21 protein-coding genes are annotated in these 21,217 nt (G+C 68.8%); 4 read left to right on the top strand and 17 right to left on the bottom strand.

The window, feature by feature from the left end; genetic code table 11:
• The 3 genes from HWY45_RS35755 to edd form a co-directional block, all read right to left on the bottom strand.
• Window positions 1–266: GntP family permease (locus HWY45_RS35755; RefSeq protein WP_244111056.1), on the bottom strand; the 266-nt coding region annotated here is incomplete at its 3' end.
• A gap of 220 nt (window positions 267–486) precedes the next feature.
• Window positions 487–1,113 carry a bifunctional 4-hydroxy-2-oxoglutarate aldolase/2-dehydro-3-deoxy-phosphogluconate aldolase gene (eda, locus tag HWY45_RS35760; protein ID WP_059564518.1) on the bottom strand — a complete coding sequence of 209 codons (627 nt, stop codon included), beginning with the start codon at window positions 1,111–1,113 and terminating at the stop codon, window positions 487–489.
• A 25-nt stretch (window positions 1,114–1,138) separates the two neighbouring features.
• Window positions 1,139–2,995: a phosphogluconate dehydratase gene (gene edd / locus HWY45_RS35765; RefSeq protein ID WP_059564519.1), complete on the bottom strand. Its 1,857-nt coding sequence runs from the start codon at window positions 2,993–2,995 to the stop codon at window positions 1,139–1,141.
• Window positions 2,996–3,290: 295 nt separating this feature from the next.
• Between edd and HWY45_RS35770 the strand changes: the two genes are divergently transcribed.
• A complete protein-coding gene (locus HWY45_RS35770) occupies window positions 3,291–4,139 on the top strand; it encodes a MurR/RpiR family transcriptional regulator (protein ID WP_059884844.1) in 849 nt (282 codons plus the stop codon).
• Between the two features lie 82 nt (window positions 4,140–4,221).
• On the opposite strand, the gene HWY45_RS35775 is transcribed toward HWY45_RS35770, so the two are convergent.
• The 9 genes from HWY45_RS35775 to HWY45_RS35815 form a co-directional block, all read right to left on the bottom strand.
• Entirely contained in the window at window positions 4,222–4,644 is a 423-nt protein-coding gene (locus tag HWY45_RS35775; protein ID WP_081068477.1) for a CopD family protein, read from the bottom strand.
• Window positions 4,645–4,661: 17 nt separating this feature from the next.
• A complete protein-coding gene (locus HWY45_RS35780; protein ID WP_059884842.1) occupies window positions 4,662–5,933 on the bottom strand; it encodes a glutamate-5-semialdehyde dehydrogenase in 1,272 nt (423 codons plus the stop codon).
• Window positions 5,934–6,067: 134 nt separating this feature from the next.
• Window positions 6,068–7,171: a DNA polymerase III subunit delta gene (gene holA, locus HWY45_RS35785; protein ID WP_059564523.1), complete on the bottom strand. Its 1,104-nt coding sequence runs from the start codon at window positions 7,169–7,171 to the stop codon at window positions 6,068–6,070.
• Window positions 7,172–7,189: 18 nt separating this feature from the next.
• Window positions 7,190–7,741 (bottom strand): LPS-assembly lipoprotein LptE, encoded by a 552-nt coding sequence (locus HWY45_RS35790; protein WP_059884840.1) that lies wholly within the window; start codon window positions 7,739–7,741, stop codon window positions 7,190–7,192.
• A gap of 39 nt (window positions 7,742–7,780) precedes the next feature.
• The gene (gene leuS / locus HWY45_RS35795; protein WP_059564525.1) at window positions 7,781–10,375 is read right to left on the bottom strand and encodes a leucine--tRNA ligase; all 2,595 of its coding nucleotides are present in this window, start codon (window positions 10,373–10,375) and stop codon (window positions 7,781–7,783) included.
• 245 nt (window positions 10,376–10,620) lie between these two features.
• Entirely contained in the window at window positions 10,621–11,070 is a 450-nt protein-coding gene (locus HWY45_RS35800) for an ExbD/TolR family protein (RefSeq protein ID WP_059884838.1), read from the bottom strand.
• 22 nt (window positions 11,071–11,092) lie between these two features.
• Window positions 11,093–11,761, bottom strand: coding sequence for a MotA/TolQ/ExbB proton channel family protein (locus HWY45_RS35805; RefSeq protein WP_059908894.1), 669 nt, complete (start codon window positions 11,759–11,761; stop codon window positions 11,093–11,095).
• Window positions 11,762–11,779: 18 nt separating this feature from the next.
• Window positions 11,780–12,577 carry a 4-hydroxy-tetrahydrodipicolinate reductase gene (dapB, locus tag HWY45_RS35810; RefSeq protein WP_059809288.1) on the bottom strand — a complete coding sequence of 266 codons (798 nt, stop codon included), beginning with the start codon at window positions 12,575–12,577 and terminating at the stop codon, window positions 11,780–11,782.
• A 62-nt stretch (window positions 12,578–12,639) separates the two neighbouring features.
• The gene (locus tag HWY45_RS35815; RefSeq protein ID WP_059884835.1) at window positions 12,640–13,428 is read right to left on the bottom strand and encodes an outer membrane protein assembly factor BamE; all 789 of its coding nucleotides are present in this window, start codon (window positions 13,426–13,428) and stop codon (window positions 12,640–12,642) included.
• Between the two features lie 142 nt (window positions 13,429–13,570).
• Here HWY45_RS35815 and fur point away from each other — a divergent pair, with 142 nt between their 5' ends.
• On the top strand, window positions 13,571–13,999 hold the full coding sequence (gene fur, locus HWY45_RS35820) for a ferric iron uptake transcriptional regulator (RefSeq protein WP_017333432.1): 429 nt from the start codon (window positions 13,571–13,573) through the stop codon (window positions 13,997–13,999).
• A gap of 91 nt (window positions 14,000–14,090) precedes the next feature.
• Here the strand turns inward: fur and HWY45_RS35825 are convergent, their stop codons facing one another.
• The 3 genes from HWY45_RS35825 to HWY45_RS35835 form a co-directional block, all read right to left on the bottom strand.
• A complete protein-coding gene (locus HWY45_RS35825; RefSeq protein WP_059564605.1) occupies window positions 14,091–14,615 on the bottom strand; it encodes an ureidoglycolate lyase in 525 nt (174 codons plus the stop codon).
• A gap of 14 nt (window positions 14,616–14,629) precedes the next feature.
• Entirely contained in the window at window positions 14,630–15,637 is a 1,008-nt protein-coding gene (gene alc, locus HWY45_RS35830; RefSeq protein ID WP_059884833.1) for an allantoicase, read from the bottom strand.
• Between the two features lie 78 nt (window positions 15,638–15,715).
• Window positions 15,716–17,038 carry a C4-dicarboxylate transporter DctA gene (locus tag HWY45_RS35835; protein WP_059884831.1) on the bottom strand — a complete coding sequence of 441 codons (1,323 nt, stop codon included), beginning with the start codon at window positions 17,036–17,038 and terminating at the stop codon, window positions 15,716–15,718.
• Between the two features lie 213 nt (window positions 17,039–17,251).
• Between HWY45_RS35835 and HWY45_RS35840 the strand changes: the two genes are divergently transcribed.
• Window positions 17,252–17,974 (top strand): FadR/GntR family transcriptional regulator, encoded by a 723-nt coding sequence (locus HWY45_RS35840; protein WP_081059829.1) that lies wholly within the window; start codon window positions 17,252–17,254, stop codon window positions 17,972–17,974.
• A gap of 57 nt (window positions 17,975–18,031) precedes the next feature.
• On the opposite strand, the gene cynR is transcribed toward HWY45_RS35840, so the two are convergent.
• Complete coding sequence (gene cynR, locus HWY45_RS35845) at window positions 18,032–18,922, bottom strand: transcriptional regulator CynR (protein ID WP_059884829.1); 891 nt, start codon at window positions 18,920–18,922, stop codon at window positions 18,032–18,034.
• Window positions 18,923–19,138: 216 nt separating this feature from the next.
• Here cynR and HWY45_RS35850 point away from each other — a divergent pair, with 216 nt between their 5' ends.
• Window positions 19,139–20,338 (top strand): MFS transporter, encoded by a 1,200-nt coding sequence (locus HWY45_RS35850; protein ID WP_059884827.1) that lies wholly within the window; start codon window positions 19,139–19,141, stop codon window positions 20,336–20,338.
• Between the two features lie 87 nt (window positions 20,339–20,425).
• Here HWY45_RS35850 and HWY45_RS35855 read toward each other — a convergent pair.
• On the bottom strand, window positions 20,426–21,217 hold a 792-nt coding region (locus HWY45_RS35855), incomplete at its 5' end, for an L-idonate 5-dehydrogenase (protein WP_150999369.1).

Here is a 21,217-nt window from a genome sequence, read left to right on the forward strand (position 1 = left end):
TCGGCGCCGCCCGATTCGGCCATCATCTTGCCGAGCATCGTGCCCAGGCCGACGACGACCGCAATGTGGCCGAGCGTATTGCCGTTGCCCGTCTCGAACGACTTGACGATCTTGTCCATCGGCATCCCGACCACCAGGCCGAGGCCGAGCGACACGATGATGAGCACCAGGAACGGATAGATCTTGAACCGCGCGATCATCACGATCAGCGCCACGATCGCGATCACGGTGTAGATGAGCAGCATGCTGCCTTGGACAGCCCCCATGTGGACTCCTCCTTGGGATTTATTCGAACCGGGCGGATCGTTGCGAGTATGCCCGGGTATGCAGGTCTCCGAAACAGCGGGCAGACCCCCACCGTCAGGACGCTGAATTTTACTTATCTTTACGGCCGAGCGATAGAACCGGTTCCATCAGCAAAAACCCTTGGTAAAACAAGCACTAAGCGCTCGTCGACCAAGGGTGATCTTGCCATTTCGTACAAGTTCAACGGTGCAGCTGACTCGCCGCTTGCGCGAGGCGCGTGACTTCCGCCCAGTCCTGCGCGGCGAGCGCCGCCTTCGGCGTCAGCCACGAGCCGCCGACGCACACGACGTTCGGCAGCTTCAGGAAATTCGGCGCGGTGTCGACCGTGATGCCGCCCGTCGGGCAGAACTTCAGGTTCGGGAACGGGCCGTGGAACGCCTGCAGCATCGGCACGCCGCCGGCCTGCTGGGCCGGGAAGAACTTGACGATCTCGTAGCCGAATTCGAGCGCCTGGATGATGTCGCTGGGCGTCATCACGCCCGGCAGCAGCGGCAGGCCCGCATCGAGCGACGCGAGGTGCAGGTCCTTCGTCAGGCCCGGCGACACGCCGAACTGCGCGCCCGCCTTCTTCGCCTGCGCGCAGTGCTCGGGCTTCGTGATCGTGCCGACGCCGACGACGATGTCGTCCGCGAGCTGGCTCGCGCGCTCGATCGCTTCCAGCCCCGCCGCGGTGCGCAGCGTGATCTCGAGCACCTTCACGCCGCCGGCGTGCAGCGCACGCGACACATGCTCGCCCTGCTCGACCGAGTCGAATGCGAGCACCGGAATCACCGGGCCCAGCTTCACGATTTCGCCAATCGTCTTCATCGATACCTCTCCTTGAATCCTGAAATTACGCGCTGACGCGCTCGGCCGCTTCGCCGACCAGCGCCCCGAACACCGACGCGCCGTGCTCCGCCGGCGCGGCCGCCGCGCGGAACACGCCGAACAGTTCGCGGCCGAAGCCCACTTCGTTGTCCGCCTGGTGCAGCGGCTGCGCGACCGGGCGCGCCTGCCATTCGGCGTCGTCGACCGCGATGTCGAGCACGCCGGCCTCGGCGTCGATCACGATCGTGTCGCCCGTCTGCACCTTGCCGAGCGGGCCGTTCAACAGCGCCTCCGGCGACACGTGGATTACCGCCGGCACCTTGCCCGACGCGCCGGACATGCGCCCGTCGGTGACGAGCGCGACATGGAAGCCCTGATCCTGCAGCACGCCGAGCAGCGGCGTCAAACGGTGCAGCTCCGGCATCCCGTTCGCGCGCGCGCCCTGGAAGCGCACCACCGCGACGAAATCGCGCTTCAGCTCGCCACGATCGAAGGCTTCCTGCACGGCTTCCTGCGAATCGAACACGATCGCAGGCGCGCTCACCTTGCGGTGCTCCGGCGCGACCGCCGAGATCTTGATCACGCCGCGGCCGAGCCGGCCCTGCATCAGGCGCAGCCCGCCGTCCGGCTGGAACGGCTCGCCGATCGCGCGCAGCACCTTCGTGTCGTGGCTCTCGGCCGCGCCGTCGACCCACGTCAGCTTGCCGTCGATCAGCTTCGGCTCCTTCGTGTAGTGCGACAGGCCACGGCCCGCGACCGTCGTCACGTCCTCGTGCAGCAGCCCGCCTTCGAGCAGGTTGCGCACCAGGAACGCGATGCCGCCCGCCGCGTGGAAATGGTTCACGTCGGCCTTGCCGTTCGGATAGATCTTCGCGAGCAGCGGCACCGCCGCGGACAGCTCGTCGAAGTCGTCCCAGTCGATCAGGATGCCGGCCGCGCGCGCGATCGCGACGAGGTGCAGCGTATGGTTGGTCGAGCCGCCGGTCGCGAGCAGCGCGACGATGCCGTTGACGATCGCCTTCTCGTCGATCACGTGGCCGATCGGCGTGTAGTGGCCACGCTCGACGGTCAGGTCGAGCACGCGGCGCGCGGCCTCGGCCGTCAGCGCGGTGCGCAGCGGCGTGTGCGGGTGGACGAACGCCGAGCCCGGCAGGTGCAGGCCCATCAGCTCCATCAGCATCTGGTTGCTGTTCGCGGTGCCGTAGAACGTGCAGGTGCCGTGGCCGTGATACGCGGCCGATTCGGCCTCGAGCAGCGCGTCGCGGCCGACCTGGCCGGTCGCGAACTGCTGGCGGATCTTCGCCTTGTCGTCGTTGGACAGGCCGCTCGTCATCGGGCCGGCCGGCACGAAGATCGTCGGCAGATGGCCGAACTGCAGCGCGCCGATCAACAGGCCCGGCACGATCTTGTCGCAGATGCCGAGGCACAGCGCCGCGTCGAACATGTTGTGCGTGAGCGCGATCGCGGTGCCCATCGCGATCGCCTCGCGCGAGAACAGCGACAGCTCCATGCCCGGGTTGCCCTGCGTGACGCCGTCGCACATCGCCGGCACGCCGCCCGCGAACTGCGCGACGCCGCCGTTCTCGCGCGCGGCCGCCTTGATGATGTCCGGGAAATCCTTGTACGGCGCGTGCGCGGACAGCATCTCGTTGTACGAGGACACGATGCCGATGTTCGGTTGCTTGATCGCCTTGATTTCGAACTTGTCGTGGCCTTCGAGGCCCGCGAAACCGTGCGCGAGGTTCGCGCACGACAGCGCGCCGCGCGCCGGGAACTTGCCCTGCGCGCCGTCGATGCGCTTCAGGTAAGCGGAACGGGTCGACTGGCTGCGCGCGATCACGCGTGCGGTGACGTTCGCCAGGGTGGGATGCAGCGAGGTCATGCTGGGCGCTCCTGTATGCCGGCCGACACCGGCGGTTGGAATCGTGGGGACGGTCGAAAGCATCGACTGAACGCAGGCAGTCTAGTAGAAAAACTACACGCCCGCAATGCGGATTCTCGGGTGGAATTCACAAAATAGCCCATTAATTCCGGCAAATATCGGTATTTACCCTAGGTTTTCCCCTATCCTTCGCGCCTGCCGCAAACCCAACTTCGGCTAGCAATTTCGTGTAGATTTTCTACAATGCGATTGCGATACACTCGCCCATCCGAACCCGATTCACGTTAGCTGCCCCATGCTGCCCCGCATCGAAGCCATCCGCCCGGAACTGCGCCCGTCCGAGCGCAAGCTCGCCGACTACATCCTCGCCGCGCCGCGCGAGGTGCTCGATCTCGCGATGACCGAGCTGTCGGCGCGCGCCGGCGTCAGCCAGCCGACGATCGCGCGCTTCTGCCAGGCGCTCGGCTGCAGCGGCTTTCGCGAATTCAAGATCCGGCTCGCGCAGAGCGTCGCGCCGGGCGTGTCGTCGGTCTACCGCGACGTCGAGCCCGACGAGCCCGCGCCCGGCATCATCGGCAAGGTGTTCGACCGCACGATCGGCGCGCTGATCGAAGTCCGCAACAGCCTGTCGGCGGGCAGCGTCGCCGACGCGATCACGCTGTTGTCGAACGCGTCGCGGATCGAGTTCTACGGGGCGGGCGGCTCGGGCATCGCCGCGCAGGACATCCAGCACAAGTTCTTCCGGCTCGGCGTGCCGAGCGTCGCGTATTCCGACCCGCACACGTTCTCGATGTCGTCGGCGCTGCTCGGGCCGCACGACGTCGTCGTCGCGATCTCGAATACCGGCCGCACGCGCGACATCGTCGAGGCCGCGCGGGCCGCGCTCGCTTGCGGCGCGAAGGTCGTCGCGATTACGCAGAGCCATTCGCCGCTCGCGAAGCTCGCCACGGTGAGCCTCGCGTCGAACGTCGCCGAGGAAACCGACGTGTTCTCGCCGATGACGTCGCGCATGTCGCATCTCGCGATCGGCGATATCCTCGCCGTCGGCGTCGCGCTGTCGCGCGGCCCCGCGCTGATGGAGCGGGTCGGCCGCGCGAAGGAAGCGATCACGCGCCGCCGGATCGACGAGAACGCGAAGGAATAGCCGCCCGCACGCATCGCGCGGACGCACAACGACAAACGGCGCCCCGAGGGGCGCCGTTTCGCATGTCACGCGGGCGGACGGATCAGAACGGCTTGATGACCGCGAGCGCGACCGCCGCGAGCATGCCGAACACCGGCAGTTCGTTGAACACGCGATACCACTTGTCGGTGCGGCGATTCTCGCCGCGCTCGAACACCTTCAGCAGGTGGCCGCAATACGCGTGATAGACGATCAGCAGCAGCACGACCGCGAGCTTCGCATGCACCCAGCCCTGCCCCTGGCCGATGCCGACCGCGAGCCACAGCCACATCCCGCACGCGAGCGCCGGCACCGCGATGAACGTCATGAAGCGGAACAGCTTGCGCGCCATCACGAGCAGCCGGCGCACCGCGGCCGGATCGGTTTCCATCGCGAGGTTCACGTAGATGCGCGGCAGGTAGAACAGCCCCGCGAACCACGATGCGATCAGAACGATATGAAAGGTCTTGATCCAGAGCATTGCCATCGGTTGCGCGCCTCGCGTTACTGACGCCCTTCGCCGTGCCCGAGCACGACGTACTTCAGCGACGTCAGCCCCTCGAGGCCGACCGGGCCGCGCGCATGCAGCTTGTCGTTCGAGATGCCGATCTCCGCGCCGAGGCCGAACTCGAAGCCGTCCGCGAAGCGCGTCGACGCGTTGACCATCACGCTCGCCGAATCGACTTCGCGCAGGAAGCGCATCGCGCGGTCGTGATCCTCGGTGACGATCGCGTCGGTGTGATGCGAGCCGTAGTGGTTGATGTGCTCGATCGCGGCGTCGAGGCCGTCGACCACCTTGATCGCAAGCACCGGCGCGAGGTACTCGGTGTGCCAGTCTTCCTCGGTCGCCTCGACGAGCGGGCCGACGCCCGCATCGGCGAGCACCGCGCGCGCGGCGGCGTCGACGCGCAGCTCGACCTGCTTGTCGCGATACAGCTTGCCGAGCGGCGGCAGCACCGTGGCCGCGATGCCGCGTGCGACGAGCAGCGTTTCCATCGTATTGCAGGTGCCGTAGCGGTGCGTCTTCGCGTTGTCGCAGACGGTGAGCGCCTTGTCGAGATCCGCGCGATCGTCGACGTACACGTGGCAGATGCCGTCGAGATGCTTGATCATCGGCACGCGGGCCTCGTTGATCAGGCGCTCGATCAGGCTCTTGCCGCCGCGCGGCACGATCACGTCGACGTATTCGGTCATCGTGATCAGCTTGCCGACCGCCGCGCGATCGGCGGTCTCGACCACCTGCACCGCGTCCTGCGGCAGGCCCGCCGCGGCGAGCCCCTCGCCGATCAGCTTCGCGAGCGCGGTATTGGATTCGAGCGCCTCGGAGCCGCCGCGCAGGATCGTCGCGTTGCCGGACTTCAGGCACAGCGCCGCCGCGTCGATCGTCACGTTCGGGCGCGATTCGTAGATGATGCCGATCACGCCGAGCGGCACGCGCATCTGGCCGACCTGGATGCCGCTCGGACGGAACTTGAGATTGCCGATCTCGCCGATCGGATCGGCGAGCGACGCGACCTGGCGCAGGCCTTCGACCATCGTCTTCAGCGCCTTGTCGGACAGCGTCAGGCGATCGATGAACGCCGCATCCAGCCCTTTTTCGCGGGCACGCGCGACGTCGCGCGCGTTGGCGTCCTTCAGCGCCTGCGCGTCGCGCTCAATCGCACGCGCGACCGCGTCGAGCGCCGCGTTCTTCGCCGCCGTGCTCGCGCGCGCCATCGCGCGGGAAGCCTGCCGGGCGCGGCGACCCAGGTCCGTCATGTATTGATCGATATTCATCGTGTGACTCGAAAGGCGAGCCGCTGAACGCGGCATGAATTCGTCGGAGCATGCGCGACGCGGCGGCAGCGCCGCCGCGTCGGCCTATCGAAGCATTGTAAGCGGGTTGCGGACGGTGCGCCGAGGCCCGCGGCCTAGCGCCGCACGCGACCCGCGGTCGGCGGTCGCTCACCTTGCGCACCCTGCGCGCCCGCGACGGTCATCGCGAGCTGGAACAAGCCGTCCCACGGATCGGGCGGCGGCTCGTCCTGCGTGCGCCGGCCCGGCGTCACCGCGGACAGCCCCTTGACCTGGCGGTCGAGCCGCGCGGCGAACGCGAGCGCCTTCTCGAGCACGGCCTCGGACACGCGGCCGAGCGCGGGGCCGATCAGCCGCTCGCGCGGGCCCCAGACGCGGTTCTCGCGCAGCAGCGTCGCGAGCGGCTTGCCGGCCGTCACGCCGCGCTTGATCCGCAGCAGCGTGCGCAATTCCTCGACGACCGCCCACATCACGAGCACGATCGCCTCGCCCTCGCCCTTCAGGCCGTCGATCATCCGCGCGAGCCGCGCGGCGTCGCCGGCGAGCATCGCTTCGTTCAGCTTGAAGACGTCGTAGCGCGCGACGTTCAGCACCGCGTCGTGCACCTGCTCGAACGTCAGCGCGCCCTGCGGATACAGCAGGCCGAGCTTCTGGATCTCCTGGTGCGCGGCGAGCAGGTTGCCCTCGACGCGCTCCGCGATGAACTGCAGCGCGCGCCGGCCATCCTCGCCGGCGGCGATGCGCTGGCCCTGCATCGAGAGCCGCTGGCCGATCCAGTTCGGCAGTTGCACGCGATCGACCGGATCGATCTTCAGCGCGACGCCGCCGTTCACGAGCGCCGTGAACCACGCGGACTTCTGCGTCGCCGCATCGAGACGCGGCAGCGTGACGAGCATCAGCGCGTCCGGGTTGGGCGTCGCGGCGAGCGCCTTCAGCGCGTCGGCGCCTTCCTTGCCCGGCTTGCCGGACGGAATCCGCAGCTCGATCAGCTGGCGCTCGCCGAACAGAGACATCGCCTGCGTCGCACCGAGCAGCACGCTCCAGTCGAAGCCGCGCTCGACCGTATGCACCGACCGTTCGGTGAAGCCGGCCGCGCGCGCGGCGGCGCGGATCCGGTCGCACGCCTCCTGCGCGAGCAGCGGCTCGTCGCCGAATACGGTGTAGAGTCCGGCCAGCCCCTTCGCGAGGTGCGGCTCCAGCGCGTCAAGTCGCAGTTGCATCGGTTCGTCGTCCGCGGTTTACAGCGGCGGCGGCGGCAGCGGCGCGCGCGGCGCAACGCCCGGCACCACGTCTTCCGGCGCCGGATTCAGCGAATGCACGATCGCGAGACGCCGCATCAGCTGGTCGACCGCGTCCCGCTGCATGTCGGCGTAGATGATTTCGGCTTCCTGCGCCTTCGCGTTCGTGAACTGATCGCTATACGTCATCGCGCGGTTCAGCGCGATCACGCTCGGCGGGATCAGCACGGTGCCGTCCTTGTTCGTCAGCGTATAGCTCATCGAATAATTGAGCGCGTACTCTGCGACCGAGCCGTACTTGTTGAGCGTCAGCGTGCCCTGGCCGCGCGATTCCGACATGCGCAGCACCGCGTCCGCGTCGTCCGCCACCTTGACGATCTTCGTGTCGCTGCCGGCCTCGACGAGGCGCGTGAGCCGCGCCGCCACGAACGGCGGCGCGCCGACGATCAGCAGGTGCTTGAACGCGTAGTCCTGCTGGCCACGCAACTGGAAACCGCATGCCGACAGCGCGACCGCGCTGCCGACGAGCATCAAAAACGATCTGCGGATCACCTTCGCTCCTTCTGTGTGCGTCCGTGAGGCGCGCGGCCGTCAGACGACGATGTTCACGAGACGGCCCGGCACGACGACGATCTTCTTCGCCGGCTTGCCCTCGCCGAACTTCGCGAACATCTCGTCGGCCAGCGCCGCGGCTTCGATCGCGTCGCGGCTCGCGTCCTTCGCGACCTTCAGCGCGCCGCGCACCTTGCCGTTGATCTGCAGCACGAGCTCGATCTCGGCCTGCTCGAGCGCCGCCTCGTCGACCTTCGGCCACGGCGCGTCGAGCAGCGGGCCGAATTCGTCCGCGTAGCCGAGCGCCTTCCACAGCTCGAACGTGACGTGCGGCACGACCGGGTACAGCACGCGCAGCAGCACGCCGTACGTTTCTCGCAGCACGGCGGGCGTCGCGCCCTTCGCGCCGTCGATCGCGTTCAGCATCTTCATCGCGGCCGACACGACCGTGTTGTACTGCAGGCGCTGGTAGTCGAAATCGGCCTGCTTCAGCACGCTGTAGATCTCGCGGCGCAGCGCCTTGTCGGCATCGCCGAGCGTGGCCGCGTCGAACGCCGCGCGCTCCGCGAGCGCCGCGCGGTTCGCGGCGCCGAAGCTCCACACTCGGCGCAGGAAGCGGCTCGCGCCCTCGACGCCCGCGCCCGACCACTCGAGCTGCTGCTCGGGCGGCGCGGCGAACATCGTGAACAGGCGCGCGGTATCCGCGCCGTACTGGTCGATCAGCACCTGCGGATCGACGCCGTTGTTCTTCGACTTCGACATCTTCTCGATGCCGCCGAGCACGACCGGCTGGCCGTCGGCGTTCAGCGTCGCGCCGACCGGGCGGCCCTTGTCGTCGAACGCGACGGTCACGTCGGCCGGGTTGTACCAGGTCTTCTTGCCCGATGCGTCCTCGCGGTAGAACGTCTCGTTCAGCACCATGCCCTGCGTCAGCAGGTTCTTCGCCGGCTCGCCGAACTTCACGAGGCCGAGATCGCGCATCACCTTGGTCCAGAAGCGCGAGTACAGCAGGTGCAGGATCGCGTGCTCGATGCCGCCGATGTACTGGTCCATCGGCATCCAGTAGTCGGTGCGCGCGTCGACCATGGTCTCGGCGTCCGGCGCCGTGTAGCGCGAGAAGTACCACGACGAATCGACGAAGGTGTCCATCGTGTCGGTTTCGCGCTTCGCGGCCGCGCCGCACTTCGGGCACGCGCAGTTCAGGAATGCTTCCGACTTCGCGAGCGGGTTGCCCGAGCCGTCCGGCACGAGGTCTTCCGGCAGCACGACCGGCAGGTCCTGCTCCGGCACCGGCACGTCGCCGCACGACGGGCAGTGGATGATCGGGATCGGCGTGCCCCAGTAGCGCTGGCGCGACACGCCCCAGTCGCGCAGGCGCCACGTGACCTGCTTGTCGCCGAAGCCGCCGGCCTTCAGGTCGGCCGCGATCGCGTCGACGGCCGCGCCGTATGCGAGGCCGTCGTACTTGCCGCTGTTGATGCAGGTCGCGACGTCCTTGTCGCCGTACCACTCCTGCCATGCGTCGAGCGAGTACGCCTGGCCTTCGGCCGCGATCACCTGCTTGATCGGCAGGTCGTATTTCTTCGCGAACGCGAAGTCGCGCTCGTCGTGCGCCGGCACGCCCATCACCGCGCCTTCGCCATAGCTCATCAGCACGTAGTTGCCGATCCACACCTCGACCGGCTCGCCCGTCAGCGGATGCTTGACCGTGAAGCCGGTCGCGACGCCCTTCTTCTCCATCGTCGCCATGTCGACTTCGGCGACGCCGCCGCGCTTGCATTCGTCGATGAACGCCTGCAGTTCCGGCCTGCCCTGCGCGAGACGCGTCGCGAGCGGGTGCTCGGCCGCGATCGCGCAGAACGTCACGCCCATGATCGTGTCGGCGCGCGTCGTGAACACGCGCAGCAGCTTCTGCTCGCCGTCGAGTTCGTACGGGAAGCCGAAGTTCACGCCGAAGCTCTTGCCGATCCAGTTCTGCTGCATGATCTTCACGCGCTCGGGCCAGCCGAGACCGTCGAGGTCGTTCAGCAGCTCATCCGCGTACTGCGTGATGCGCAGGTAGTACATCGGGATCTCGCGCTTCTCGACGAGCGCGCCCGAGCGCCAGCCGCGGCCGTCGATCACCTGCTCGTTCGCGAGCACGGTCTGGTCGACCGGATCCCAGTTCACGGTGCCCGTCTTCTTGTACGCGATGCCCTTCTCGAGCATCTTCAGGAACAGCCACTGGTTCCACTTGTAGTAGTCGGGCTTGCAGGTCGCGATCTCGCGCGACCAGTCGATCGCGAGGCCCATCGACTGCATCTGGCCCTTCATGTAGTCGATGTTGTCGTAGGTCCACTTCGCGGGCGGCACGCCGTTCGCCATCGCGGCGTTCTCGGCCGGCATCCCGAACGCGTCCCAGCCCATCGGCATCAGCGTGTTGTAGCCGTTCATCCGCAGATAGCGGTACATCACGTCGTTGATCGTGTAGTTGCGCACGTGACCCATGTGCAGCTTGCCGGACGGGTAAGGCAGCATCGACACGCAGTAGAACTTCGGCTTCTGCGTGTCTTCCTTCGTCTTGTAAGCATCGGCTGCGCGCCAGTCGCGCTGGGCGGCGGCTTCGACGTCGGCGGGTACGTATCTCTCGTGCATGGTGTGGTTCGGACTAGGCTTTAAGCGGCGCGCCGCGACAGCTCGCGCGCGGGAGTGGATCGAAAGTCGTGCTCGCCCGGCGGAGGAGCAGGCTCGCGGCTGGCGGGCCTGCCCGCGGTGTTCCGGATATTTCCCCGGTCACCCCGCGCAGGGCCGGGTGACCGGGGAAATATCCGCCGACGGGGAAAAACGTCGATTATACCGTCCGCGCCGGCTCGCACGGCCCGTCTCGCGGGCGGACCCGCTCAGCGGTTCGCGGGCGTGGCGGAGCCGGCCGGCTGCGCCGGCAGGTCGGTCACGAAACCGATCCGCGCGAGGCCCGCGGCCTGCGCGGCGCCCATCACCTGCGCGATCACGTCGTAGCGCGTCGCACGGGACGCGCGCAGCCGCAGCTCGGGCGGCTCGCCGCCTGCCGCGGCGGCCCGGAAGCGCGCCGGCAGCACGTCGAGCGCGACCGGCGCATTGTCCCAGTAGAGCCTGCCCGCATCGTCGATCGACAGCGTGATGCTCCGCGGCGTGTCGCGCGCGGCCTGGGCCGCGACCTTCGGCAGGTCGAGCCGGATCGCGTGCGTCATCAGCGGCGCGGTGATGATGAAGATGACGAGCAGCACGAGCATCACGTCGATCAGCGGCGTCATGTTGATCTCCGCCATCGGCGCGGACGTCTTGTGGTGCTCCAGCCCGCCGAATGCCATGGTCGCTCCTTCCGAACGCGCGTCAGCCGCCGCTCGCGCACACGAACACGTGCAGGTCGCGCGCGAAGCCGTCGAGTTCCTCGGCGAGCTGGCGCACGAGCCGCCCGAGGATGTTGTACGCGAGCACGGCCGGAATCGCGACCACGAGCCCGAACGCGGTCATGATCAGCGCCTCGCCGACCGGCCCCGCGACGCTCTCGATCTGCGCCTGGCCGCTCGCGGCGATGCTGCCGAGCGCGTGATAGATGCCCCAGACGGTGCCGAGCAGCCCGACGAACGGCGCGGTGCTGCCGATCGACGCGAGCAGCACCTGGCCGAACTCGAGCCGCCGCTGCGAGCGCAGCATCGCATGGCGCAGCGCGCGCAGCACCCGCTCGCTGCGTTCGACGCGCGCGGCCAGCGCGGCCGGATCGTGGTCGTCGGCCGCGTCGCGCGCGGCCTCCGCAAGCGGCACGAACACGCGCTCGCGATCGGCGCCCGCGAGCGCCGCGATGCCCGCGTCGAGCGACGGCGCGCGCCAGAACGCGGCGAGCGCGCGCGGCCCCTGCCGCTTCGCGCGGACCAGCAGCCAGGCTTTCATGACGAGGAAACACCAGCTGGCGACGGACATCGCCAGCAGGACATAGGCGACGGCGTGCGTGAGCGCATCGCCGCTTTCGAGGTAATGGAGAACGCCGGTGGGAGTCGCCATCGGAGTTTCCGGCGCGCGTCAGCGCAGGCCGAGCACGTCCTGCATCTCGAACAGGCCGGCGCCGCGCTCCGACAGGAAGCGCACCGCGCGCAGCGCGCCCTGTGCATACGACACGCGGCTCGACGACTTGTGGGTGATCTCGATGCGCTCGCCGACGCCCGCGAACAGCACGGTGTGGTCGCCGACGATGTCGCCGCCGCGGATCGCCGAGAAGCCGATGGTCGACGGATCGCGCTCGCCCGTCACGCCGTGGCGGCCGTAGACCGCGCAGTCGTCGAGCGAACGCCCGAGCGCGCCGGCGACCGCTTCGCCCATCATCAGCGCGGTGCCCGACGGCGCATCGACCTTGTGGCGGTGATGGGCCTCGATGATCTCGATGTCGTAGCCGTGCGAGAAGTGCTTCGCGGCGAATTCGAGCAGCTTCAGCGTGACGTTCACGCCGACGCTCATGTTCGCCGAGAACACGATGCCGATCTTTGCGGCGGCCGCGTGCAGCGTGGCCTTCTGCTCGTCGGTGAAGCCGGTCGTGCCGATCACGAGCTTCACGTCGTGGCGCAGCGCGGCCTCGACGTGGGCGATCGTGCCTTCCGGGCGCGTGAAATCGATCAGGTAGTCGGCCTGCGCGAACACGGCGTCGAGATCGTCGGTCAGCGTGACGCCGGTTTGCTTGCCGAGGAACGCGCCCGCGTCCTGGCCGAGAAACGGCGAGCCGGCGCGGTCGAGCGCGCCGACGAGCTGCGCGTCGGAATCGTTGAGAACGGCTTCGATCAGCATCCGGCCCATACGGCCCGACGCCCCGGCAATCGCAATCTTCATGGCTTTCTACACGAAAGGGTCAAGAACGGGCGGCGCATGCCGCCCCGTTTCGCGCGCCGCGCTTACTGCGCCGGCGCGGTGATCGGCTGGTTCCGCAGCGTGTCCGAGCCCTGCGGGCCGACCGGCGGCGCGGCCTCGTTCGGCACGTTCGGCTGCGGCGGGCGATGGAACTGGAACTGCGGCTGGATCGCCGGGTTCGCGCCCGGCGGCTGCCCGCCCGGCACCGGTGCGCCGCTCGACGCCTGCGCGGACGGCGTGAAACGGCGCGCGGTCGTGCCCTGCCCCGACACCTGGCTGGTCGCGCGGTTGGCCGCGCGCGCGGCCTGCGCGTTCGCGTCCTGGTCGACGATCGCCGCTTCCGGCACCGCGGCAGCGGCCGGTGCGCTCGTCGCCGGCACGGCGCTCGCGCTGCTCGCGGCGGCAGCGGTTGCCGCCGGCTTCGCCTTCTTGCCGCGCTTGTCGCCGTCGATGTCGGCCAGCAGGTCGAGTTCGGACGGCAGGTTGTCGGCGCCCGTCCAGCTCGAGAGGCGGTCGCCCGAGAACGTCAGCACGAGGTCGCGCTGCTGGACGACGGCCGTCGAGCCGCGCTTGAAGTAGAACAGGTAATCCCAGCGATCGGCGTGGAACATGTCCGACAGCAGCGGCGTGCCGAGCAGCGCGCGAACCTGGTCGCGGGTCATGCCGACCTGCAGCTGCGAGGCCTTCTCCTGCGACACGAAGTTGCCTTGCACGACCGTGATCCGGTAGGGCGTGATGCTCTGCGCGATGCGCTGCGTCACGCTGTCGTACGACGAACAACCAGCCAGCGCGGCAACGGCGACGGCGACGGCAGCGATGATGGCACTCCGCATGCGGCTCCTCTGAAAGTGCAAAAGAGATGTTGGAATCATTTCCCTCACCGTGCTGGCCCGCGTCGCAGGCCGCGCGTGTATCTGGAACGGCGAAAAGCCGGTAACATTGAAGCCCTGCATTGTACTCTAGGGATGCCTAGCCATGACCAATCCGACGGATCTCAAAAATATCGGGCTGAAGGCCACCCTACCGCGCCTCAAGATTCTCGAGATCTTCCAGCAGAGCCCGGTCCGCCACCTGACGGCCGAAGACGTCTACCGCAACCTGCTCAACGAGCAGCTCGACATCGGGCTCGCGACGGTTTACCGGGTGCTGACGCAGTTCGAGCAGGCCGGCCTGCTCACGCGCAGCAACTTCGAATCCGGCAAGGCCGTGTTCGAGCTGAACGAAGGTTCGCACCACGACCACCTCGTCTGCCTCGACTGCGGCCGGGTCGAGGAATTCTTCGACGCGGAGATCGAGAGCCGTCAGCAGTCGATCGCGAAGGAGCGCGGCTTCAGGCTCCAGGAACACTCGCTCGCGCTGTACGGCAACTGCACGACCGAAAACTGCCCGCACCGCAAGCACTGATTCGCGCGCACGCGCACGCAAAACGGCCCGACCGGCATCTCGCCGGCCGGGCCGTCGTGTTTCGGGGCGCCGCCCGGCGCGCGGCCGCGCGTCAGGCCACGCTCGCGCAGGCCGGCTCGAGTTCGAGCCGCCAGGTGCCGTCGAGCGGGATTTCATCGCAATTCGGCTGCGTGCCGCCGCGGTCGACGACGACGAAATCGCTCACCGCATCCAGCGCGAGCAGCGGATGGTGCCAGACGCCCTTCGCGTAGTTCACGCCCTGCCAGCCGTCGGCCAGGAACGCGCGCATCGCGTCCGGCCGGAACTCGCCGGCCGGCGCGACGACGATCGCGTAGCGCGACACCGCCGCGAGCGGCACGAACGCCTGGCTGCCGTGCGGATGGCGCTCCATCATCGTGATCGCGACGGGCAGCGTGCGCGGCTGCGCGCGGAACACGCTGACGAGCGGGCGCCCGCCGTCCTCGCACACGTCGATCGTCGCGAGGTCGTGGAAGCGCTCGGTCGTGCCGCCGTTGATCGGGAAATGCCGGGCGCCTTCGAGCGCGATCACGTCGCCGAACGGCGCGAACGCGTCGCGGGTCAGGCGCTCGACGCGCAAGGTGCGAAGCTGGGTCATGTCCGCCTCCCGCGTCAGGCCGGTTCGCCCCACAGACGCAGGCGCGACACGCCGCCGTCCGGGAAGATGTTGAAGCGCACGTGCGACACCGGGCCGAGCGCCGCAAGCTGGTCGAACGTGTGGACGTGATCCATCGACAGCTTCTGCTCGCCGAGCAGTTCGGGCCAGAACATCGCCTGCGTGACCAGCGAATCGTCGGTGCCGCCCGCGACATACGCGGCCTGCAGCGAGCAGCGATCCGGGAAGTTGCCCTTGAAGAACGCGGTGTCAACCTCGACGCGGCGGATCACGCCGGGCCGCGCGAGCGCGACGATCGCCCAGTCGTTGCCCGGCTCGCGGCGGCGGCGGGTTTCCCAGCCGTCGCCCATGTTCACGCCGCGCCCCGGCATCAGCATCTGCGACGCCGCGCCGAAGTGCTGGTTGTTCGCGGCGACCAGGCAGCCGCCGTTCTCGAGCGCCGCGAGATCGACCAGCTCGCCCGCCGGCGCCCGGCTCCAGTCGCGCTGCGGCTGGCCGTACACGCGCAGCCGCGCGAGCCCGCCGTCCGGATACAGGTTCACGCGCAGGTGCGTGTACGGCAGCGGATCGGTCACGTCGACATAGTGGTGGCTGTTGCCCTGCAGCGTGGTCGCGGGCACGATCGTGCGCCATTCCGCGTTGTCGGGCGGCGTCTCGCCGTCGGCGATGCACGCGTCGATCGACGCGGCCGGCGGGAAGTTGCCGGTGAAGTGGCTGGTGTCGAGGTCGACGCCGTGGATCACCCCCGGGCGCGCGAGCCGCAGCACGCAGAAATCGTGGCCGGTGGTGCGCTTGCGGCGCGTCTCCCAGCCGTCCATCCACTTGCCATGGTCGTCGTACTTGCCGGGGATGAATACCGCCGGCTCGGGGTTCAGCATGCGCTCCTTCGGCGCAAAGAACTCGTCGCTCGCGTAGAGCGCCCTGGCGCCGACGCGCGGATCGGCGAGGTTCATGAAGCGCCGCGTGAAGGCCGGCGCGTTCGGGTCGAGGATGGGGGCTGCCATGTCGTCTCCGGAATATTGACTGTGACGCCGGCGCGTCGAGGCGCCGGCGCAATGTTGCGAATGAGGATCGAACCGCGCTCAGATCGCGTGCGCCTGGTCGCCTGCGACCGGCGCGCCCGCCTCCTCCTCGTCGGCCGGCACGTAGCGCAGCTCGCGATTGAGCACACGCGTCGCACGCGCCCGGTCGATGTCGTTCTCCCACACCGCGACGACGACGGTCGCGACGCAGTTGCCGATCAGGTTGGTCAGCGCGCGGGCGATGCCGACGAACCAGTCGACCGGCAGGATCAGCACGAGGCCGAGGACGGGAATCGCCGGAATCGCCGACAGCGTCGCCGCGAGGATCACGATCGCCGAGCCGGGAATCCCGTGCGCGCCCTTCGACGTGACGAGCGACACCAGCAGCACGACGATCAGGTCATGCGTCGACAGCGGCGTGTTGGTGGCCTGCGCGATGAACAGCACGGCGAGCGTCAGGTAGATCGAGAAGCCGTCGAGGTTGAACGAGTAGCCGGTCGGGATCACGAGGCCGACGGTCGAATCCTTCACGCCCATGTATTCGAGCTTGCGCATCACCTGCGGCAGCACTGCATCCGACGACGCCGTGCCGAGCACGATCGACAGCTCCTCGCGCAGGTAGCGGATCAGCTTGAACACCGAGAAGCCGGCGAACCGCATCACCGCGCCGAGCACGACCGTGACGAACACGATGCAGCTCAGGTAGAACACCGCGACCAGATAGCCGAGCTGCTTGAGCGACGCGACGCCGTACTTGCCGGTCGTGAACGCGATCGCGCCGAGCACGCCGAGCGGCGCGAGCTTGATGATGAAGCCGATCACGCGGAAGAACACGTGCGACAGCTCCTCGATCAGCGAGTTGACGCGCTTCGCCTTGTCGCCGAGCAGCGACAGCGCCGAGCCGAACAGCACCGCGAACACGAGGATCTGCAGGATGTCGCCCTTCGCGAACGCGTCGAACGCGGTGTCGGGGATGATCTTCATCAGGTAGCCGGCCGTGTCCTTCAGGCCCTCGGCATTCTTCGCGTACGTCGCGAGCGACGCCGCGTCGAGCGAATGCAGGTCGATGTTCATGCCGACGCCGGGGCGCGTGAGCCACGCGAGCACGAGCCCGATGCCGAGCGCGAGCGTGGTCATGATCTCGAAGTAGACGACGGCCTTCAGGCCGACCCGGCCGACCTTCTTCAGGTCGCCCGCATTGGCCATCCCGCTGACCACGACGCAGAACACGATCGGGCCGATGACCATCTTGATGAGCTTCAGGAAACCATCGCCGAGCGGCCTGAGCGACTCGGCGAAATGCGGGAAGAACGCGCCTAGCGCGACCCCGAGGATCAATGCGACGACTACCCGGCCAAACAGCGAATTGAGGAATTTCGACACGGCGCTCTCCCGAACCAACGGTTGCAGTTTCGTCTGTTCATACTGGTAAGACCAGTGATGTTATGGTGGATAGTAGGAAGCCGATATAGTCGCGTCAAGAAAGAACAAAATAGGGATTTCCCGGTCCTTCGGGCACCGTCCGGCAGGGCCGAACACCGGCCGGATCGTGACTTTCCCGTAGGCCGGCGATGCACCCTGCACGTGCGGATTACAATGCCGGTCAGACCGGCCATCATTCGCATCATGAAAAACGTTCCGCACACCGTGACCGACGCCGCCATCGCGACGATCCGCGACCGGATCGAGACAGGCGTCTATCCGGTCGGCAGCCTGCTGCCGGCCCAGCGCCAGCTCTCCGAGGAGCTGGAGATCAGCCGCGCGTCGCTGCGCGAGGCGCTGTCGACGCTCGAGGCGCTCGGCATGCTGCGCATCCGCGCGGGCAAGGGCGTCTACGTCGAAAGCGCGCAGGCGACGGCCAGCCATGCGTGGCGTTTCGCCGAGCAGTCGTCGCCGCCCGACACCTACCAGATGCGCTACGCGCTCGAGGGCTTCGCCGCGCGGATGGCCGCGCGCGTCGTCACCGACGACGACATCGCGTGGTTCGAGGACAACCTCGCCGAGCTGCACGTCGCGCTGACCGAGAACGCGCTCGACGACGCGTCGCAGCTCGACTTCGAGTTCCACATGCGGATCGTCAACGTGGCCGGCAATGCCGCGATCGAGTCGATCCTGCGCAGCAGCGCCGACATCATGAAGGAAAGCCAGCGGATGCCGTTCTACCGGCGCGAGCTGCTGTTCTCGACCTGGCACGAGCACCGCGCGATCGTCGACGCGCTGATCGCGCGCGATCCGGCCGCCGCCGGCGCGGCGATCGAGGCGCACATCTCGAACGCCGCGCAGCGCGCGGGCGTGTTCTTCCCGACGCCGGGCGCCTGACGGCCGGCGCACGCGGCAGTCGCCGCAACCGGCACATTCGCCGCCCGGTCGTACCGGTCAATCTCCCGACGGATCGCGATACGCGAGCGCGCGCTCGATGAACGCGCGCGCCGCGACGCTGCGGTACGCGCCCTTGCGCGTGAGCAGCGCGGCCGTGCGCGTCGGCAGCGGCGGATCGATCTCCAGCGCGCACAGCTCGCCGCTCTCGCGCGCGATCGCGTCGGGCAGCACCGTCGCGAGCCGGCCGCGCCGGACCAGTTCCAGCACCGCGCTGACCGTGTTCGTCTCGATCGCGATCCGCGGCCGCGCGCCATGCTCGATGAAATACCGGTCGATGCTCTCGCGCGTCGCGAACGCGCGGCTCAACAGCACCAGCGGCTCGCCGCCGAGCTCGGCCGGCGTCAGCGCACGGCGGCGCCGCGCGAGGCGGTGCGTGCGGCCCGTCACGAGCGCGAGCGACTCGTTCCACAGCGGCAGCGCGTCGATGTCCGGCGCGCGCGCCGGCACGAACGCGAAGCCCGCGTCGAGCGCGTCGTCGGCGAGCAGCGCCTCGATGCGCTCCTGCGGCATCGCGTCGATCGTCAGCGCGATGTTCGGATAGTCGGCATGAAACGCGTCGACGAGCGAGCCGCTCAGGTAGGCCGCGAACGTCGGCGTCATCGCGAGCCGCAGCGAACCGCTGCCCAGATCGGCGACGTCGTGCAGCGCGCGCTGCCCCGTCTCGAGTTCATGCAGCGCCGCGCGCGCATGGCGCGCGTAGACCTCGCCGAACTCGGTGAGCCGCACCGTGCGGCCCGAGCGGTCGAACAGCTGCACGCCGAGCATGTCCTCGAGCTGGCGCACCTGCTGCGACAGCGTCGGCTGCGACACGTGCAGCGCGTCCGCCGCGCGCGTGAAGTTGCGCTGCTCGGCGACGGCCAGGAAATAGCGGATATGGCGGAGAAGCATCGCGGTTCAGGTATTGGATTTACCAATGAATACCATAATGAGCCAGTCTTGGACGCTATGGTTCGGCTCCCGCATCATACGCAGGTCCACTCCGGCGCGGCACGCCTGCCGACGCACCGGCCCGGTCACCGACCGTCGCCGCCGGCCCCGATTCCCTCAACCCCGCGCAACCGGCGGCCCGACGCCGCCGGCCGGCGCCGCTTGTCCTTCGCAACCATGACACCGCACCACGACACCCACCCTCCCCTGACCCGCGCGATGACGCTGCTGTTCGCCTGCGCATGCGGCATCGTGATCGGCAACATCTACTACGCGCAGCCGCTGCTCGCCGCGATCGCGCGCAGCTTCGGCCGCGCGCCGGCCGAACTCGGCTACCTCGTCACGCTGACGCAGCTCGGCTATGCGGCGAGCCTGCTGCTGATCGTGCCGCTCGGCGACGCGCTCAACCGCCACACGCTGATCGTGCGGCTGCTCGTGCTCAACGTCGTCGCGCTCGTCGCCGTCGCGTTCAGCACGAACTTCACGATGTTCGTCGCCGCGAACGTCGCGCTCGGCTTCGTCACCTGCTCGACGCAGTTGTTGGTGCCGTTCGCCGCGTCGCTCGCCGATGCGCGCACACGCGGCCGCGCGGTCGGCACGGTGATGAGCGGGCTGCTGCTCGGCATCCTGCTCGCGCGCGTCGCGGCCGGCGCGCTCGCCGACTGGCTCGGCTGGCGCGCGGTGTACGGCATCGCCGCGGCGATGGTGCTGGCGCTGGCCGCCGTGCTCGCCGTGAAGCTGCCGAAGGATCGCCGCGATGCGCGCCTCGACTACGCGGCGCTGATGAAGTCGCTCGTCGCGCTGGTGCGCGCGCAGCCGCTGATTGCACTGCGCTCCGCGTATGGCGCGCTGGTGTTCGCGTGCTTCAGCTTGTTGTGGACGGGCCTTACGTTCCTGCTCAGCCAGCCGCCGTACGGCTATACGGAAGGCCGGATCGGCCTGTTCGGCATCGTCGGCGCGGTGGGCGCGCTCGCGGCAACCTCGGCCGGGCGGCTCGTCGACCGCGGGCACGGCAATGCGGCGACGGGGCTGTTCGGCGCCGCGGTGCTCGCGTCGTTCGCGCTGATCGCGGCCGGCGCGCACTCGCTCGCGGCGCTGATTGCCGGGATCCTGCTGCTCGACGTCGGCGTGCAAGGGATGCACATCTCGAACCAGAGTGTGATCTACGCGCTGGCCGGCGACGCGCGCAGCCGTGTGACGACGATCTACCTGACGAGCTATTTCGTCGGCGGCGCACTCGGTTCGTTCGCGGCGAGCGTTGCGTTCAGCGTCGACGGATGGCGCGGCGTCTGCACCGCGGGGGCGGTGCTGGCGGGCGTGCTGATCGCGCTCTGGCTTGCGTCGCAGCGTATCGGCGCCAGGCAGGCGGCGCAGTAACGCGACGCCCGCCGGCACGGCGCACCCTGTCGCGCAATCGTGCGGAACCGGACGGGGCGGCCCGGCCACCCGCCCGCCCCGCCGGCGTCACGCGGCGTCGTCCGCGAAATCGATCAGCACCTTCATCGCGCGCCGCCGGTCGCCCGCGAGTTCGAACGCGCGGCTCGCGTCGCGCATCGGGAACACCCCGGTCACGGCCGGCCGCAGGTCGACGCGCCCTGCATTGATAAACTCCACGGCCAGCGCGAACTCCGCATGGAAGCGGAACGAGCCGCAGATCGACAGCTCCTTCGCCACGACGACGTTCTGCGGCAGGCTCACGTCGCCGCCGAGCCCGAGCTGCACGACCACGCCGCGCGGGCGCATCACGTCGAGCCCGTCGCGCAATGCCTGCGCATTGCCCGAGCATTCGATCATCACGTCGAACGTGCCCTTGTCCGCGCCGTAGCGCGCCACCCATTCCGTATCGGTTGCCGCGTTGATCGTGCGATCGGCGCCGAGCGCGCGCGCAATCGCGAGCGGCTCGTCGACCACATCGGTCGCGACCACTTCCGCCGCGCCATGCGCGCGGGCGGCCGCCACCGCGAGCGCGCCGATCGGCCCGCAACCGGACACCAGCACGCGGCGGCCGATCAGCGGGCCGGCGCGCGACACTGCGTGCAGCCCCACCGCGAACGGCTCCGCGAGCGCGGCGAGCGACAGCGGCACGTGGTCCGCGACCTTCACGCACTGGCGCGCATCGCACACCAGCGCGTTGCGGAACGCGCCCTGCACGTGCGGCATCCGCATCGCGCTGCCATAGAAGCGCATGTCGAGACACTGGTTCGGCAGGCCCTCGAGGCAATAGCGGCATGCGCCGCACGGCCGGCTCGGGTTGAC

This window comes from Burkholderia stagnalis (assembly GCF_902830275.1).
GTDB lineage: Bacteria > Pseudomonadota > Gammaproteobacteria > Burkholderiales > Burkholderiaceae > Burkholderia > Burkholderia stagnalis.

What these genes read in the sequence shown, in the direction of transcription:
- eda (WP_059564518.1), bottom strand. Translation starts at nt 1,113, where the DNA reads ATGAAGACGATTGGCGAAATCGTGAAGCTGGGCCCGGTGATTCCGGTG.
- edd (WP_059564519.1), bottom strand. Translation starts at nt 2,995, where the DNA reads ATGACCTCGCTGCATCCCACCCTGGCGAACGTCACCGCACGCGTGATC.
- HWY45_RS35770 (WP_059884844.1), top strand. Translation starts at nt 3,291, where the DNA reads ATGCTGCCCCGCATCGAAGCCATCCGCCCGGAACTGCGCCCGTCCGAG.
- HWY45_RS35775 (WP_081068477.1), bottom strand. Translation starts at nt 4,644, where the DNA reads ATGGCAATGCTCTGGATCAAGACCTTTCATATCGTTCTGATCGCATCG.
- HWY45_RS35780 (WP_059884842.1), bottom strand. Translation starts at nt 5,933, where the DNA reads ATGAATATCGATCAATACATGACGGACCTGGGTCGCCGCGCCCGGCAG.
- holA (WP_059564523.1), bottom strand. Translation starts at nt 7,171, where the DNA reads ATGCAACTGCGACTTGACGCGCTGGAGCCGCACCTCGCGAAGGGGCTG.
- leuS (WP_059564525.1), bottom strand. Translation starts at nt 10,375, where the DNA reads ATGCACGAGAGATACGTACCCGCCGACGTCGAAGCCGCCGCCCAGCGC.
- HWY45_RS35800 (WP_059884838.1), bottom strand. Translation starts at nt 11,070, where the DNA reads ATGGCATTCGGCGGGCTGGAGCACCACAAGACGTCCGCGCCGATGGCG.
- HWY45_RS35805 (WP_059908894.1), bottom strand. Translation starts at nt 11,761, where the DNA reads ATGGCGACTCCCACCGGCGTTCTCCATTACCTCGAAAGCGGCGATGCG.
- dapB (WP_059809288.1), bottom strand. Translation starts at nt 12,577, where the DNA reads ATGAAGATTGCGATTGCCGGGGCGTCGGGCCGTATGGGCCGGATGCTG.
- HWY45_RS35815 (WP_059884835.1), bottom strand. Translation starts at nt 13,428, where the DNA reads ATGCGGAGTGCCATCATCGCTGCCGTCGCCGTCGCCGTTGCCGCGCTG.
- fur (WP_017333432.1), top strand. Translation starts at nt 13,571, where the DNA reads ATGACCAATCCGACGGATCTCAAAAATATCGGGCTGAAGGCCACCCTA.
- HWY45_RS35825 (WP_059564605.1), bottom strand. Translation starts at nt 14,615, where the DNA reads ATGACCCAGCTTCGCACCTTGCGCGTCGAGCGCCTGACCCGCGACGCG.
- alc (WP_059884833.1), bottom strand. Translation starts at nt 15,637, where the DNA reads ATGGCAGCCCCCATCCTCGACCCGAACGCGCCGGCCTTCACGCGGCGC.
- HWY45_RS35840 (WP_081059829.1), top strand. Translation starts at nt 17,252, where the DNA reads ATGCCGGTCAGACCGGCCATCATTCGCATCATGAAAAACGTTCCGCAC.
- cynR (WP_059884829.1), bottom strand. Translation starts at nt 18,922, where the DNA reads ATGCTTCTCCGCCATATCCGCTATTTCCTGGCCGTCGCCGAGCAGCGC.
- HWY45_RS35850 (WP_059884827.1), top strand. Translation starts at nt 19,139, where the DNA reads ATGACACCGCACCACGACACCCACCCTCCCCTGACCCGCGCGATGACG.